The organism is Paraburkholderia sp. J94 (assembly GCF_905220285.1).
In the GTDB taxonomy this organism is placed as follows: Bacteria; Pseudomonadota; Gammaproteobacteria; order Burkholderiales; family Burkholderiaceae; genus Paraburkholderia; species Paraburkholderia tropica_A.
The window spans coordinates 178,711-194,485 of record NZ_CAJMZH010000006.1; the positions used below are offsets into that span (position 1 = coordinate 178,711).

A 15,775-nucleotide genomic window follows, 5' to 3' on the forward strand; every position below is an offset into this window, starting at 1 on the left:
GATGCCGAACGATAGGTATCACGCGCGCACCGGCTTGCCCGCATAAACGCGCGTTTCGTACGCAAAGTTCACGCTCCCGTCCTGCTGTGTGGCGTCGAACAGCGTGCGCAGCGCCGCGAGCATCGGTCCGTGACGCGCGTCGTCCGCCTTCGGCGCATACGACGACGACATCAGCCGCCCTTGCAGGCCGTCGAAATCGAGGTGCTGTGCGTTCGGAAACACGGTCTTCTGCTCGAAGCCATCGCCGAACCAGTCGGCCATGGCGTCGTCGGACGGATAGCTTTCCGCTACGTTCGCATAATCGGCGCTGAACTCGCGCAGCAGAGCCTCGTAGCCTTCGAGAAACGCCGAGCCCTTGAGCAAACGGCTGTTCCAGAACAGCAGGATCTTGCCGCGCGGCTTCAGAATGCGCGCGAATTCGCGCCGCGCGGCCGCCTTGTCGAACCAGTGGAACGCCTGCGCGGCGATCGCGAGATCGACGCTCGCGTCGTCGAGCGTGCTGGCTTCCGCCGTGCCCGCCACGCTGCGATAGCGCGCATACGGCGCGAGAAACGCGTCGGCGGCGGCGCGCATCGCCGCGTTTGGCTCGACGGACACGACCGGATGGCCAGCGTCGAGAAAGAGTTTCGACGACAAACCCGTGCCCGCGCCGATGTCGGCCACCGTCGCGCCAGGCGCGACGCCGCATTCGACGTGCGCGAACGTCGCCACTTCGCGCGGATAGCCCGGCCGGTACTTCACGTAGTCCGCGACCCGGTCGGTGAAACGCCGGGTGGAATCGTCGGTCATGGTCGCCCTCGTCGTGTGTTATGTGCTCGGGTGTGCCGTGTCTCGCGCGGCGCGCCGTCTCTTCAGGCCCCGCTTAACAGCTTGAGCAGGTCCCAGAGAAAACGGCACACCATCACGATCAGCTCCCAGAACTGAATCAATTGCTGCCAGAACGCGCCGGACACTATGGACGCGCCGTCCCCAAATATCGCTTCGATCATCAATCTTCCCACCGCGGAGCGCGCCCATCGCGATCCGCAAGCCCCGATCATAGCGCCCTGGGGTGTCGGCACGCGAAAGCGACCCCGGACGCCCCCTCAAGTCGGCGCCCGCGCTGCCGTAAACAAGTTGAAATCCCGGCGATCGCGCGCGCATTCTGCATGCAGCGCGCGACGACCGGGCGCGACACGCATCGCCGCAGCGAATACGTAGAGCAAGGAGACCTCCGATGACAGTTTTGCGCATGACCTGGCGCGGCCGCCGCCGCGCCGGCAAATCGGCTTCGATCGTCGGCGATATCGCCGCGCACGCGGGCCGGCTCGGCATCGAAATCTGCGACGTGTCCGGCAACGTCGAGGCCGTGGCCGCCCGCGTCGAGCATCAGGCCGGCGTTTGCCACGCGCTGCGCGAATCGGCCGCGCACACGCTCGCCGGGAACCACCAGATCGCCGCCGCCGCGCGCGCCATGCGCGAGGTCAGCGCGGGCACCGCCGCCACCGTGCAGGCCTCGCAGCAGACCATCGAGGCGTCGCTCGGCGACATTCACGGGCTGGTCGAAGGCGTGACCGTCATCGAGAGCCAGATCGGCGCGCTCAAGGCCGCGCTCGAACACGTCTCGCGGGTCTCCGAGGAAATTTCGCTGATCGCGCGCCAGACCCAACTGCTCGCGCTGAACGCCGCCATCGAGGCCGCGCGCGCGGGCGAGACCGGCAAGAGCTTCGCGGTGGTCGCCGCCGAGGTGAAGAACCTGTCCGCCAAGACCGCGCAGGCCACGGGCCAGATCGAGCAGACGCTCGCGAAACTCACGCAGCAGACCGAGCGCCTGATCGTCGAGGGCGCGACGAATACCGAGCGCGCGCATCGCGTGCGCGAAGGCACGCGCGCGATCGGCGAGGCCGTGCACAGCACCGGCGACGCGATCACCCAGCTCGACGCCCACGCCGGGCAGATCGCCCAGCTGACCGGCGAAATCGAGGCGAAATGCGACGGCCTGGAGTCGCAGGTCAGCGAAATGGCGAACGGCGTCGAGGATTCGAGCCGCAATTTCGCGCAGGCCAAGGATCAGCTCGGCAAGTTGCTGTCAGTCTCGGAAACGCTGATCGAACTCTCGGCCGCGACCGGCGTGGAAACCGAGGACACGCGTTTCATCGACTCCGTGCAGCGCGCGGCGGCGCAGGTCGGCAAGCTGTTCGAAGCGGCCGTCGCGCGCGGCGAGATCAGCGAGGCCGATCTCTTCGACCGCCGCCACGCGCCCGTGCCGAACACGCAGCCGCTGCAGCACATGACGCGTTTCACCGCGTTCACGGACCGCGTGCTGCCGCCGATTCTGGAACCGCTGCTGCAGCTCGACGAACGCGTGGCGTTCTGCGCGGCCATCGATCCGCTCGGCTACATTCCGACGCACAACCGCAAGTTCTCGCATCCGCAAGGCGCCGATCCGGTGTGGAACGCCGCGAACTGCCGCAATCGGCGCATCTTCAACGACCGCACGGGAATCGCGGCGGGCTCGCATACCAAGCCGTTCTTGCTGCAGACGTATCGGCGCGACATGGGCGGCGGCCAGTTCGCGATGATGAAGGACGCGTCGGCGCCGATCTTCGTCAACGGACGGCATTGGGGCGGATTTCGAATGGGGTATCGGCTCTAAACGCGCGGTTCTAAACGCGCGGCTCTAAATTCGCGACTCTAAACGCGCGGTTCTAGATTCGCGCCCGAAAAGAAAAACGGCGCGTGGACCGAAGTCCACGCGCCGTTTTGTCCGATGCAGCGACGCTGCCGAAGCCGCCAGGCCTCAGACCGCCATCGCCGTGCGCCGGCGTTCGGCGCGCTGCATGAAGTAATTGCCGACGATCACGCCCACCGTCACGACCGCGATAAACAGCGTCGCGAGCGCGTTCATTTCGGGATTCAGGCCGAGTCGCACGCGCGAGAACACCACGAGCGGCAGCGTCGTCGAACCGGGGCCCGAGAGGAACGCCGAGAGCACGAGGTCGTCGATCGACAGCGTGAACGACAGCAGCCAGCCCGCCGCGAGCGCCTGCGAAATGAGCGGCAGCGTGATCTGGAAGAACACCTTGAACGGCGTGGCGCCCAGATCGAGCGCGGCCTCTTCCAGCGACGGATTGAGCTCGCGCACGCGCGACTGCACGATGATCGCCACGTAGGAGATGCAGAGCATCACGTGGCCGATCCAGATCGTGAACACGCCGCGGCCCGCGGGCCAGCCGAGCAGCTTGCCCATTTCGACGAACAGCAGCAGCAGCGAGATGCCCTGAATCACTTCGGGGATCACGAGCGGCGCGTTGATCATGCCCGTGTAGAGCGTGAAGCCGCGGAACCGGCCCATGCGCGCAAGCACGAAACCCGCCCATGTGCCGATGATCACCGAGGCGAACGCCGTCATCAGCGCGATGCGCAGCGAGAGCCACGCGGCGTTGATGAGTTCGTCGTCGGTCGCGAGCGCCTGATACCAGCGCGTGGAGAAATGCGTCCACACCGTCACGAGTTGCGACTCGTTGAACGAATAGACGATCAGGCTGACGATCGGAATATAGAGGAACGCGAAGCCGAGGCCGAGCGCGATGAATTGCAGGACGCGATTCGGTTTCATTTGCCGCGGCCCTCCAGTTCCTTCGCCTGGAAGTGCTGGAACAGCGCCATCGGCACGAGCAGCAGCAGGACCATCGCACAGGTGACGGCGGAGGCCATCGGCCAGTCGGCGTTATCGAAGAACTCGTTCCACATGACGCGGCCGATCATCAGCGTGTTCGCGCCGCCGAGCAGTTCCGGAATCACGTACTCGCCGACCGCCGGAATGAACACCAGCAGGCAGCCCGCGATGATGCCGTTCTTCGAGAGCGGCAGCGTGATTTCGAGGAACGCGCGCCACGGCTTCGCGCCGAGGTCGTAAGCGGCTTCGAGCAGCGTGAGGTCCATTTTCACGAGGTGCGCGTAGAGCGGCATCACGAGAAACGGCAGGTACGAATAGACCATGCCGATATAGACCGCCGTGTTCGTGTGATACAGCTCGATGGGCGAATGGATGATGCCGACCGACATCAGGAAATTGTTCAGCAGTCCGTTGTTCTTCAGGATGCCGATCCACGCGTAGACGCGGATCAGGAACGACGTCCAGAACGGCAGCATCACGGCCATCATGAGGATGTTGCGCGTGGCCGGATTCGAGCGCGCGATGTAGTACGCCATCGGATAGCCGATCAGCAGACACAGCAGCGTCGAGATCGCCGCCACGACCACCGAGTTCACGTAGGTCGCGAAGTACAGGCTGTCCTGGAACAGAAACGCGTAGTGCGAGAGGTCGAGCGCGATGTGCCAGACGCCGTCGCTGAACGAGGTGAGTTCCGTGTACGGCGGAATGCCGAGCTGCTGGTCGGCGAAGCTGATCTTCACCACCAGGATGAACGGCACGAGGAAGAACAGCAGCAGCCAGAAGAACGGCCCCGCCACGACGGCGGTGCGGCCCGTCAGGTTGAAGCGCCGCGCCGGCCAGTGCAGGACGTCCTTGAAGGTCGGCGCGCTCATGAGGTCAGCACCACGCCGGCCGAGGCGCTCCAGCGCACGTAGACTTCGTCTTCCCAGGTGGGCGAATCGATCTCGGAGAGCGCGAGGCTCGACATGTTCGCGATCACCGTCTTGCCCGAGTCGAGCTTGACGTGATAAAGCGAGTAGCCGCCCATGTACGCGATGTTCTTCACCACGCCCTTGCCCCAGTTGAACACGCCCTCGGGAGGCTTGCGCGTAAGCGAGATGCGCTCCGGGCGCACCGAGATCGTCACGGGCATGCCGAGCGGACCGGTGATGCCGTGGTTCACGTAGAGATGCACGGGCAGATCCGCCGACTGGACGTAGACGTGATCGGGCTCGTCTTCGACCACGGTGCCGTCGAACAGATTGGTCGAGCCGATGAACTCCGCCGAGAAGCGGCTATTCGGAAACTCGTAGACCTCGTTGGGCGTGCCGAGCTGGACGATCTCGCCTTCGCTCATCACCGCGAGGCGGCCCGCCATCGTCATCGCCTCTTCCTGGTCGTGCGTGACCATGATGCAGGTGACGCCGACCTTGTCGAGAATGTTGACGAGCTCGATCTGCGTGCGCTGGCGAATCTGCTTGTCGAGCGCCGACATCGGCTCGTCGAGCAACAGCAGCTTGGGACGCTTGACGAGCGAGCGCGCGAGCGCGACGCGCTGCTGCTGGCCGCCTGAAAGCTGATGCGGCTTGCGCTTGGCAAAGCGCGTCATCTGCACGAGTTCGAGCACGTTGTCCACGCGATCCTTGAGCTCGCCCTTCTTGACGCCTTCCTGGCGCAGCCCGAAGCCCACATTCGATTCCACCGTCATATGCGGGAAAAGCGCATACGACTGGAACATCATGTTGACCGGACGGCGGTACGGCGGCAGCGTGGCGAGGTCTTCGCCGTCGATCAGGATCTTGCCCGACGTGACGGTTTCCAGACCCGCGAGCATGCGCAGCAAGGTGGACTTGCCGCAGCCCGAGCTGCCGAGCAGCGCGAACAGCTCGCCCTTTTTGACCGACAGGTTGACGCCCTTGACGGCCGTGGTGTCGCCGAACTTCTTGACGACATCGACAACCTGCACGAAGTTGTCCGCGGCGGGATTGGCTCCATTGGCCGCGGCGAAGCCCGAAGGCAGCACACCGGCGGTTGCCGGCGCGCTCGACTGGTCACTCATGATTCTCTCTGCCCTGCCTGGTTCTGCCTGACTACTGGACGGGGTTGACGAACAAAGCCCCCGGCGTCGTGCCGAGGGCTCGGGTAAAACGATCAGCCTGCTGGGCGGCGCGTCAGCGGCCCGACTTGAATTCGGTCCACAGGCGCGTCTGCAGACGCTGGATCTCAGGCGGCAGCGGCTTGAGCAGGAACAGGGTCTTCAGGACCTCGGGCGGCGGATAGACGGCCGGGTCGTTGGCGATGTCCTTGTTCACATACTTGCGCGCTTCCGCATTGGCGCTCGGGTAGAACACGGTGTTCGTGATCGCCGCGTGCACCTGCGGCGTCTCGATGTAGTTGATCCACTCGTAAGCGGCTTCCTTGTGCTGCGCGTCCTTCGGGATGGTCATCACGTCGAACCAGATCGGCGCGCCGCCCTTCGGAATGTAGTACTCGATCTTGTACGGCTTCTTCGCCTCGATCGCGCGATGCTTGGCGATCACGACGTCGCCCGACCAGCCGTAGGCGAAGCAGATGTCGCCGCCGACCATGTCGTTGATATAGCCCGACGAGTTGAACTGCGTGATGTACGGACGGATCTTCTTCATCATCGCCAGCGCGGCGCGATAGTCGTCCGGGTTCGTCGAGAGCGGATCCTTGCCGATGTAGTGCAGCGCGGCGGCGAACATCTGGTCCGGCGCGTCGAGCACGGAGACGCCGCAGGCCTTCAGCTTCGAGATGTTCTCGGGCTTGAAGAGGATGTCCCAGTTGTCGAGCGGCACGTTCTTGCCGAGGATCTGCTGCGCCTTGGTGACGTTATAGGCGAGACCGGTCGTGCCGTACGCCCAGGGCACCGCGAACTTGTTGCCCGGATCCGCGCCGGCGACGAGCTCCATCAGCTGCGGATCGAGATACTTGAGGTTGGGGATCTTCGACTTGTCGATCGGCGAGAAAATGCCGGCGGCGATCTGCTTGCCCGCGTAGTTGCTGGTCGGCACAACGATGTCGTAGCCCGAGTTGCCCGCGAGGAGCTTGGCCTGGAGCGTGTCGTCGCTATCGTAGTTGTCGTACTTGACCTGAATGCCGGTTTGCTTCTGGAAGTTCGGAATCGTGTCCTTGGCGATGTAATCGGACCAGTTGTACACGTTCAGTTGCGTATCTTTCGCCACCGACGACACCCACGGCGCCGCGCACAACGCGATCGCACCCAGATGCGCCCAAACCCGTTTCTTCATCCCGTTCTCCGATTCACTCAGCCACGGCGCGACTCGCGCCCGCCCTTTGCGTTTTTGCCTCGCATGTCACCGCGCCTCGCGCGGCTCCCCAGAATTTACCGAACCTACCATCAAACATGCCAGGCGCCAAAAAAGAACGACCGCCTGTCGCGCAAACGGAACAAGCTTTTGGCCCGCGCCGCCGATGGTAAATCGGGCGCAATTTTAGCCGTTTATGCGCCCCTGTCTACCGAAAAAACCGGACCGTGCGACATTCGCGCGACGCCGGCGGCGGGTCGCGCCGAGCCCAAGCTGCGCCATGGTCGCGCAGGTCCGGCGCGCCGGGCGGGGCTGCGTGGTAAAAACCCTGAGCAGACCGGGCTCGCGGTTCGCGGGCGATTCGTGGGCAATTCGCGGGCGATGCGCGGGCTTCAAGCGCCCTACGCCGTCCCGCGCGCCTTCCGACCACCACCGCCACCGACGATCCGACGCATGAGCCTGGAACCTCCCGCGCTTCGCCCTCGCCGACTTCTGTCGTTCGTTTCGTTGCTTGTATTACCTTCGCTGCCTTCGCGAGCATGCGCGTGCGCGGCCCGGGTCTTGCATGCGTGGGCCGCGACACGCCGCCGCGGCGCGACCCATTGCGCATCGATTCTGACGCCGACGCTTTGGTGGGTATTGATGCGGATCCTCGCGGTAGCCGCCACCTGCCTGGCCGCCGCGCCGGCCGCGCACGCGACCATCGCCATGCTGCAACCGCCGCGCGAAGCCGCCGCCTCCGAGCCGCTCGAACTCACCCTGCTCGTCACCGCCGACGACACCCAGCCCCTCACCGTCACGCTGCCCGCGACGCTGCGCGTGACGCTCACGAATGGCGACGTCGCGCCCGCACCGCTGGATCTCGTGCGCGAGCCCGGCGTGCCCGACCGGCTCACGCTGAAGCCAGGCCAGTTCCGCAAGGTCCGCTTCAGCGCGCCGTGGCCCGACAGCGCGCGCGGCGCGGTGCGCATCGATCCCGTGGGCTTCGACGCTTCGCCCTCGCTCGTCGTGCTCAATCGCGGCCCGAACCAGCAAGCCGTGGCGCAGGCGGCACGCGCGGAAAGCGCCGCGACCTCGCCCGCCCAGGTCGCCGCCATCGAAGCCGCGGGCGCCGACAGCGCCATCGCGCCCGCCGCCGACTCGCTCGCCACCACGGGCCGAAGCACGCTCGCGCGCCTGTCCTACTACGAGCCGATGTACGTCGGCATCGGCAAGAACGGCGACACGACCGCGCGTTTCCAGCTGAGCTTCAAGTACCGGATCATCATGCCGGACGACCTGCGCTCGAAAGGTTTCTTCGACAACCTTTATTTTGCTTACACGCAGAATTCGATCTGGGATCTGAGCGCGACCTCCGCGCCGTTCCGCGACACGAGCTACATGCCGCAACTGTTCTATTACATCCCCGATACGGGCTGGAAAAGCGACTGGTTTGCGCGCATGGGCATCGCGGTGGGCCTCGGTCACGAATCGAACGGCCAGGCGGGCGCGGACTCGCGCGCCATCAACATCGTGTTCGTGCGCCCGACCTGGGAATTCGGCAACGTGGACGACTACCACGTGACGGTTTCGCCGAAGGTGTACTACTACCTCAGCAAATCGGATAACGAGGACATCGCCGATTACCGAGGCTACGTGGACCTGCTGATCAAATACGGCAGCCCGGACGGCTGGCAGCTCGCCACCACGCTCCGCAAGGGCACGAAGCACTGGTACGGCAGCGTCGACGCCCAGCTCACCTATCCGCTCGCGCGCCTGCTCGGCAGCAAATGGGGCGGCTATCTGTGGATCGGCTATTTCAACGGTTACGGCGAGGATCTGCTCGACTACAACCAGCGCCAGCATTGGGTCGCGCGCATCGGTTACAGCATCGCGCGCTGAGCGGGCGCCTTGCGCCCGGCGATTGGGGCCGTCGGGCGAGTAGCGCGACTGTGGCGACCGTGGCAACCGTGGCGATCGGCCTCACCTGGCCGAATCGGTTAACATAGCGGGGTTTCTGGTCCGCACCGGCGCCGCCGCGCGCCGGTCATCCCGCCCCAAGATATTTCCATGGCTTCCAATCTTCACGACCTCCCCGACAGCCCGTGCATCGGCGTGTGCTCGACGCTCTTCGACGAAATCTGCAAAGGCTGCGGCCGCACCGCGATGGAAGTCTCCAACTGGGTGTTCCTCAGCGACGAGGAAAAGCGCGCCATCTGGACGCGCATCGAGCGCGAAGGCACCGCCATGCGCTTCCAGAAGAAGAACGCCTGACGGCACGCGCATCAAAAACGCCGGACGAGCCGGCGTTCAAAACGCGGCGCGCGTAGCGCCGCAACGTCATGCCGACGCGCGCCACCCGCCAAGAGCGGCGCGATATAGGGCGCGCCCAGCGGCAAACCGCTGAGCCACGCTTCCCTAAACTCAACTCCGCGCGAAGGCCGCACGTGGTGCGACAGCCGGTCGCGCCGCCCCGGTCAGCAGCAATTCCAGCAAATCGCGCACGCTGCGGATCGCGTTGCCGAACGGCAGCGACTCGCGGCCACGGAAGAACAGGCCGTTCGCGACGTCGCCGCGCAGAGCCGCCGCGAGACGCGTATCGATGCAGAAGTGGCCGAATTTTTCGATACCGTCACGCAAGCCGCACATCGACAGGCAGTCGAGCCCGGTCGGGCAAGCCAGCTTGATCGAGCCGATTTTCGCGCGGATGCGCGATTCGTTGCGCAGGTAACGATCGAGCCACGGCGTTTTCACGGCGCGCGCGGGCAGGCCCGTCACACTCACGAATTCGACGATGTCCTCGGGCGTGGCGTCGGCCAGCACGCGCTTGAAGTTCGGATGCGCGTCGCCCTCCTCGGTCACCGCGAACGGCGTGCCGACCTGCACGCCGTTCGCGCCCGCCTCCAGCCACTTGCGCACGGCGTCGTGACTGTTGATGCCGCCCGCGACGATCAGCGGCACGTCGCGGCGCGTGATGCCCAGCGAAGCGTAGACCGCGTCGAGATCGGCGAAGATGCGCGCGAACGCAAAGCGCTCGTTGTTCATGTCGGCGATGTCGGTTACGCCGAGATGGCCGCCCGCGTGCGCCGGGTGTTCGAGCACGATGGCGTCGGGCAGGCGCCCCTTCTTCGCCCACTTCTTGAGCACCAGCGCGACGCCGCGCGCGTCCGACAGAATGGGCACGAGCGCGATGTCGACGCCCGCGGTCATATCGGGCAGATCGAGCGGCAGGCCCGCGCCCATGACGATGGCGTCGGCGCCCTGCTCGCAGGCGATGCGCACGTAGTCGGCGTGGGCGCTGACGGCCTTCATGACGTTCACCGCGATCATGCCCTTGCCGCCGGCCAGTTGCCGCGCGGCCGCGATCTCACGGCCGAGCGCGATCAGGTTTGCGCGCGCGAGCGTCTCGTGCGAATGGTCTTCGCGGCACAGCTCGGTGAGGTCGGCGTGATGATGGCGCAGGTCGATGCTCGCGATGGTGCCGATAGCGCCTTCGCGCGCGACGCTGCCCGCGAGCCGGTGCGCCGAAATGCCGACGCCCATGCCGCCTTGCACGACCGGCAGCAGTTGACGCCCGCGGATGACGAGCGGCGAGAACGAATGAGTAGGAAACATGGTGACCCGCTTTGCGTTGTCGATGACAAAACGACAATGGTCGCGCGCCGCCCACAGATCACATTGTGATTAATCAATGAAAAATGCGAGGTTCCGTAAAGAACCCCGCATCACTGACTCAAATCAAAACGTCACGCCGAAACATTTGCAAGGCGCGAAAGTGCCGCTAGCCACCGCTCGATCAGGCTTTCGGCACCTTGAACTGCATCGACTTGTATTCCAGGTACTCCTCCAGACCGTAGACGCCGTTCTCGCGCCCGTGGCCCGACTGCTTGTAGCCGCCGAACGGCGCGGCCATGTTCCACGCGCCGCCGTTGATGTCGATCTGGCCTGTGCGGATACGTCGCGCCACGCGCATCGCGCGCTCGTCGCTGCCCGCCCAGACCGCGCCGCCGAGGCCGTAGAGCGAGTCGTTGGCGATCGCGACGGCATCGTCCTCGTCCTTCGCGGTGAGGATCGTCAGCACCGGGCCGAAGATTTCCTCCTGCGCGATGGCGGCGTCGCGCGGCACGCGGCCGAACACGGTCGGCTTCACGAAGAAGCCCTTCGTCACGCCTTCCGGCAGGCCCGCGCCGCCGGTCACGAGTTCGGCGCCATCGGCGATGCCGCGCTCGATGTAGTGCTGCACGCGCTCCTGCTGCACCTTCGAGGCGAGCGGCCCGAGCTTCGCCGTCTCGTCGCGCGGATCGCCGACCGTGTAGGCTTCGACGGCCTCTTTCGCGAGCGAGCGCGCTTCTTCGTAGCGCGACTCCGGCACGATCATGCGCGTGTGCGCCGAGCAGGTTTGCCCCGAGTTCAGGAAGCACGCGCCGACCGTGCCTTTGACGGCCGCCGCGAAATCGGCGTCGTCGAGCAGGACCGAGGCCGACTTGCCGCCGAGTTCGAGCGCCACGCGCTTGACGGTCGCCGACGCGACTTCCGAGACGCGCTTGCCTGCGCGCGTCGAACCCGTGAACGACACCATATCGACCTGCGGATGGCGCGCGAGCAATTCGCCGACGACCGGGCCGTAACCCGTCACGAGATTGAACACGCCCGCAGGCAAGCCCGCTGCGTGAATCGCCTCGGCGAGCACGAACGCGTTGAGCGGCGCGATTTCGGACGGCTTGAGCACGACCGTGCAGCCCGCCGCGAGCGCGGCGGCAACCTTGAGCGTGATCTGGTTGAGCGGATAGTTCCACGGCGTGATCGCCGCGACCACACCGACGGGCTCGCGCACGACCAGCGAATTGCCGACGCGCTCCTCGTACGGGAATTCGCTCGCGAGCTTCGCGTAGGCGCCCCAGTTGTAGACCGGGCCACCCACCTGGATCGCGCGCGCGAGCTTGAGCGGCATGCCGACTTCGCCGGCGATCAGCTGTGCGAGTTCGTCGGTGCGAGCCTTGAGGTTGTCGGCGATTTTTTGCAGATACGCGCCGCGCTCGGCGGCGGGCGTCGCGGACCAGCCGTCGAAGGCGGTGCGCGCAGCGGCGACGGCGGCTTCGGCATCGGCTTCGACGCCTTCGGGAATGCGGCCCATCACGGCTTCGGTACCCGAGTCGAATACGTCGATCGTGCCGTTGCCGTGCGGCGCGACCCATTGGCCGTTGATGTAGAGCTGGGCGTAGTTGTTCATGCGGTGTGCTCCTGTCTCCGTGATTGTGGGTATCTGCGGTGTTCACTCGCTTGAGCGGCGTGGGCGCAGAGGCCCGCGCAGCGGCAACGTCGCATTCTAGCGTGGTTGACGATTACGTAAAGTGCGGGGCGTACCCGGCACAAACGGCGCACTTTCCCGCGCCCAAAACAAAACGGGCGACGCATCACGCGCCGCCCGTTTTCATCTCATGCCGCCATCAGCAGCCGAGGCTCAATGCAACCCCTGGCTCGCCAGGAAGTCCTCGTAGTTGCCGCTGTAATCGTTGATCGTGCCGTTGGTTTTCACTTCGATGATGCGGTTCGCCAGGCCGTTCACGAATTCACGGTCGTGCGACAGGCCATCCCCTTCATGTTCAAAATCAACCACTTGGAGAGCATGAATGGCAACAATCACACTTCGTGGGACAAAATGGCAGGTAAAAATCAGGCGCAAGGACCAGCCAACGCTATCAGCTACGTTTGCTACTGAGGCAGCAGCGCGGCGATGGGTAGAGGAACATGAACGGGTAGACAGCGGGCCTACCGTGGGAGACCTTTTCAGGAAGTACATCAAGTACCCCCTGCCCGACAAGCGGACAGCCGAGTGGGACAGGCGCACTCTGCAACGCTTCCTGAGACGAGAAAAAAAGCTGTGCATGATTCCCGCAGGCCAACTCAGTAAAACCCACCTCGCAGAGTGGCGAGACCGCCGAATCACCCAGGTTCTCAGTAGCACGGTCAGCCGAGAGTTAGACGCTATCTCTTCGGTCTACCGGCTTGCCCTCGCGGAATGGGATATCGGTTTGGATGCCAATCCGGTAAAGGGCTTTCGCCGCCCTAAGCTCCCCCTTCCCCGCGAAGTGCGACTCATGGCCGGGGATGACGAACGACTCATTGAAAAAGCTATTGAGTTTAATAGGGAGATAGCACCAGCAATTATCCTCGCCATTGAGACAGCGATGCGCCAAGGCGAGATAGCGAAGCTACGCTGGGAACATATCGACGTGGAAGCTCGCACTGCCTTCCTACCTATGACCAAAAACGGCACGCCCCGCAAAGTTCCGCTATCAACCAGAGCAATTGAGGCGCTGACATGGTGCCCACCACCCCACAGGGGCCGGGTATTCAAGCTCACGCAATCGGCCATGCAGCACGCTTTTCGTCAGGTCCGGGAGCAATGCGGTCTCGGCAACCTGCACTTCCACGACTTGCGCCACGAAGCAGCCAGCCGACTCTTCGAGAAGGGACTCAACGTAATGGAGGTTGCAACGATTACGGGACACAAGAATCTGAAGCACCTACAGCGGTATACCCATCTTCGTGCTGAGGACCTAGCGCGCAAGCTCGGGTAAGTTGGCGCGGGCTGTGGCCCGCTTCCTAGCTAGTTCAATGGCGGTGCGAAGCGCTGATCTCATCCGGTCTTGGATATGTTTCCTTAGTGGAACGCAAGAAATCCGAATGTGAGTCTCCACTATAACCCTGGGGCTTCATCAAGCCCCCTCCCGGTTGCTACCTTGCCAGCTCCAATACCCCTCAGGAGCCCGACATGGCAACCATCCGCATCCGCAAGAGTGGCCGCTTTCAGGCAATCGTCAGAATCGTTGGCTTTCCTGCCGACAGCCACACATTCGATAAGTACGGTGACGCGGTGATGTGGGCGGCTTTCCGCGAGCGTGAGCTGGGTAAGTTAATCGAGCGCTTTCCACCCGCCTCTCCCGATATCACGCTGGGTCAAGCGCTTGAGCGGTATAAGCATGAGGTGTCCGCTCTCAAGGGCGGCTGGCTTCAAGAGTTCAAGCGGATAGATTGCTGGCTGCGCCATCCGCTGTCTAAGAGGCGGCTCAAGGACATCACCGGGGCTGACCTCTCCCAGCATCGAAGCATCCGGTTAGCACTCGGGAAAAAGCCCAACACCGTACGCCTTGAGCTCGCTCTTATCTCACATGTCTTTGAAGTTGCTCGGACCGATTGGGGGCTGGAGTTCCTGACCAACCCTCGAAAGGCGATGCGCCGCGCCAAGATGGGAGCTACAAGAGACCGCAGACTTCGAAAAGGGGAGTTTGATGCTCTCATGCAGTGGTGCGACTCGAAGGGCAACCGGAGATTAAAGGTTGCGGTAATTCTCGCGGTCGAGACTTCAATGCGGCGCGGTGAGTTGATGAGCCTGCGCTGGGAGCACACAGACCTATTCGAGCGCTTGGCGCATCTGCCCGAAACCAAAAATGGCTCCCCTAGGACCGTACCGCTGTCAACTGCTGCGGTCGCTGCGCTCGTTTCCTTCGGTCCACATAAAACGGGCTCGGTTTTCGACAGATCAGAGGACTGGATAACCAAAGCGTTCATCGACGCCCGGAACGGGTGCAACATCGACAACTTGCGCTTCCATGATCTTCGTCACGAAGCCGTCTCAAGGCTCTTCGAGAAAGGTTTCAACATGATGGAAGCGGCCACCGTGAGCGGCCATAAGACTCTCCAGATGCTCAAGCGGTACACCCACCTGGACCCCAGGAAGCTGGTGGAACGTCTCGGGTAGTCCAGCGGAGACCCCAGCCAATTGCCGGGGCTGCTGCTGGACTACCAGAAGAGCACTTTGATTGGATTTATGAGTGCGCCGTAAGTGGCAGCCACAAATGTAGACAATACCAACGGGACCGCTGGAATAATATTCTTCACGGTGAGCAGCGGATGAAAAACGGTTCCTGTCACTACACCAACGGAGCTATACAAGACCCCAACGGAGGTCTCAGCAATATCAATTGCAACACCGATTAGGGCATCGGTAAGCTGCGTGTCCTTGTCCCGCATGAGCTTGTGCTTAATCATATACGCCAGATAACTCAGCTCTTTCGCGGGTAAATTGACGATTGCCGAAATTGCATATACTGCGTGACTAACACCGTCCCAAGCGAATAACGTCATGTACCCATCGTTACGGTGATCGTAAATGAAGAAATGGTATCCGTTGGCATACGTTCCAATCATGTAGGCGCGCTCAAGCTCGAAGCTCGCAAACGTGGACATAACCGGCCGCTGTTTCTCCCAGGGTCTATCCTTTGAGCGGTCAAGATAGTCGTGAAGAGTGGTATTTATCCAAATCGTATTTTCCTCATCCACGCCGCTGCTTTGTCGCTGAACAACGTGCTGTGATTCGCATGCTGACCGGTTGCTAGTGACAGCTTCTATCGGGTGTCTTAGAGCGCAATAGCCTTCCCCGATAACGCTAGGCAACGCCTGGGCCTGGTTAGTTCCGAAAGAAGAAAATCCTGCAATGACAAGCACCCGCAAGCACTTTGAGGCCACAACCCTTTCGCAATTCGTAAAAATCCGTTCTTTAATTGCTGTTACAACCCTTCGAATACCGATGTTCATTTTTGTGTGTTTTCCGTTAACCCACTGCGGGCAGCTTGCGGCTACTTCAGAAAGCACTGCATATCCGCGCCTGCGTATATATCGGCAAACAATCTAAATTCTGAAGGTTAAGATTGACGAACTGCTACGCTCTGCACGCGGCAGCCAATGAGCGGTTCTTACGAGCCCCTCTTATGGAGCCCCGGATCAATATACTTAAGATATGGAGTTGAGCTGATAGCGATGTACTGGCATTGGGTAGCATGCACGCACCTGCACATCCACCACCAAA

At 63.1% G+C, this 15,775-nt stretch carries 14 protein-coding genes; 5 read left to right on the forward strand and 9 right to left on the reverse strand.

The window, feature by feature from the left end; translation table 11 throughout:
- Positions 1-18 precede the first annotated feature (18 nt).
- Together U4Y88_RS14410 and U4Y88_RS14415 are read right to left on the reverse strand one after the other, a co-directional pair.
- Complete coding sequence (locus U4Y88_RS14410; protein WP_310631758.1) at positions 19-789, reverse strand: class I SAM-dependent methyltransferase; 771 nt, start codon at positions 787-789, stop codon at positions 19-21.
- Between the two features lie 62 nt (positions 790-851).
- Complete coding sequence (locus tag U4Y88_RS14415) at positions 852-989, reverse strand: hypothetical protein (RefSeq protein WP_224007900.1); 138 nt, start codon at positions 987-989, stop codon at positions 852-854.
- 242 nt (positions 990-1,231) lie between these two features.
- Here U4Y88_RS14415 and U4Y88_RS14420 point away from each other — a divergent pair, with 242 nt between their 5' ends.
- The gene (locus U4Y88_RS14420) at positions 1,232-2,635 is read left to right on the forward strand and encodes a methyl-accepting chemotaxis protein (RefSeq protein ID WP_310631762.1); all 1,404 of its coding nucleotides are present in this window, start codon (positions 1,232-1,234) and stop codon (positions 2,633-2,635) included.
- Positions 2,636-2,779: 144 nt separating this feature from the next.
- Here the strand turns inward: U4Y88_RS14420 and U4Y88_RS14425 are convergent, their stop codons facing one another.
- The 4 genes from U4Y88_RS14425 to U4Y88_RS14440 all read right to left on the reverse strand — a co-directional run bounded on the left by U4Y88_RS14425 (position 2,780) and on the right by U4Y88_RS14440 (position 6,909).
- A complete protein-coding gene (locus U4Y88_RS14425; protein ID WP_321784691.1) occupies positions 2,780-3,598 on the reverse strand; it encodes an ABC transporter permease subunit in 819 nt (272 codons plus the stop codon).
- Positions 3,595-4,530, reverse strand: coding sequence for an ABC transporter permease subunit (locus U4Y88_RS14430; protein WP_065059397.1), 936 nt, complete (start codon positions 4,528-4,530; stop codon positions 3,595-3,597). Before U4Y88_RS14430 ends, U4Y88_RS14425 begins: the two co-directional genes overlap by 4 nt.
- A complete protein-coding gene (locus tag U4Y88_RS14435) occupies positions 4,527-5,696 on the reverse strand; it encodes an ABC transporter ATP-binding protein (protein ID WP_224007894.1) in 1,170 nt (389 codons plus the stop codon). Before U4Y88_RS14435 ends, U4Y88_RS14430 begins: the two co-directional genes overlap by 4 nt.
- A 112-nt stretch (positions 5,697-5,808) precedes the next feature.
- Entirely contained in the window at positions 5,809-6,909 is a 1,101-nt protein-coding gene (locus U4Y88_RS14440) for a polyamine ABC transporter substrate-binding protein (protein WP_224007885.1), read from the reverse strand.
- 660 nt (positions 6,910-7,569) lie between these two features.
- On the opposite strand from U4Y88_RS14440, the gene U4Y88_RS14445 reads away from it, so the two are divergent.
- Positions 7,570-8,808, forward strand: a complete 1,239-nt coding sequence (locus tag U4Y88_RS14445; protein ID WP_321784693.1) for a phospholipase A — start codon at positions 7,570-7,572, stop codon at positions 8,806-8,808.
- A gap of 168 nt (positions 8,809-8,976) precedes the next feature.
- Positions 8,977-9,180 (forward strand): DUF1289 domain-containing protein, encoded by a 204-nt coding sequence (locus tag U4Y88_RS14450; protein ID WP_224007879.1) that lies wholly within the window; start codon positions 8,977-8,979, stop codon positions 9,178-9,180.
- Between the two features lie 150 nt (positions 9,181-9,330).
- Here the strand turns inward: U4Y88_RS14450 and U4Y88_RS14455 are convergent, their stop codons facing one another.
- Both U4Y88_RS14455 and U4Y88_RS14460 read right to left on the reverse strand, forming a co-directional pair.
- Entirely contained in the window at positions 9,331-10,521 is a 1,191-nt protein-coding gene (locus tag U4Y88_RS14455) for a nitronate monooxygenase family protein (protein WP_321784695.1), read from the reverse strand.
- Positions 10,522-10,702: 181 nt separating this feature from the next.
- A complete protein-coding gene (locus U4Y88_RS14460) occupies positions 10,703-12,136 on the reverse strand; it encodes an aldehyde dehydrogenase family protein (protein ID WP_321784697.1) in 1,434 nt (477 codons plus the stop codon).
- A gap of 400 nt (positions 12,137-12,536) precedes the next feature.
- On the opposite strand from U4Y88_RS14460, the gene U4Y88_RS14470 reads away from it, so the two are divergent.
- Both U4Y88_RS14470 and U4Y88_RS14475 read left to right on the forward strand, forming a co-directional pair.
- On the forward strand, positions 12,537-13,487 hold the full coding sequence (locus U4Y88_RS14470; protein ID WP_321784699.1) for a site-specific integrase: 951 nt from the start codon (positions 12,537-12,539) through the stop codon (positions 13,485-13,487).
- Between the two features lie 194 nt (positions 13,488-13,681).
- Entirely contained in the window at positions 13,682-14,668 is a 987-nt protein-coding gene (locus U4Y88_RS14475; protein WP_321784701.1) for a site-specific integrase, read from the forward strand.
- 41 nt (positions 14,669-14,709) lie between these two features.
- On the opposite strand, the gene U4Y88_RS14480 is transcribed toward U4Y88_RS14475, so the two are convergent.
- Complete coding sequence (locus U4Y88_RS14480) at positions 14,710-15,504, reverse strand: hypothetical protein (RefSeq protein ID WP_321784703.1); 795 nt, start codon at positions 15,502-15,504, stop codon at positions 14,710-14,712.
- Positions 15,505-15,775: the final 271 nt, after the last annotated feature.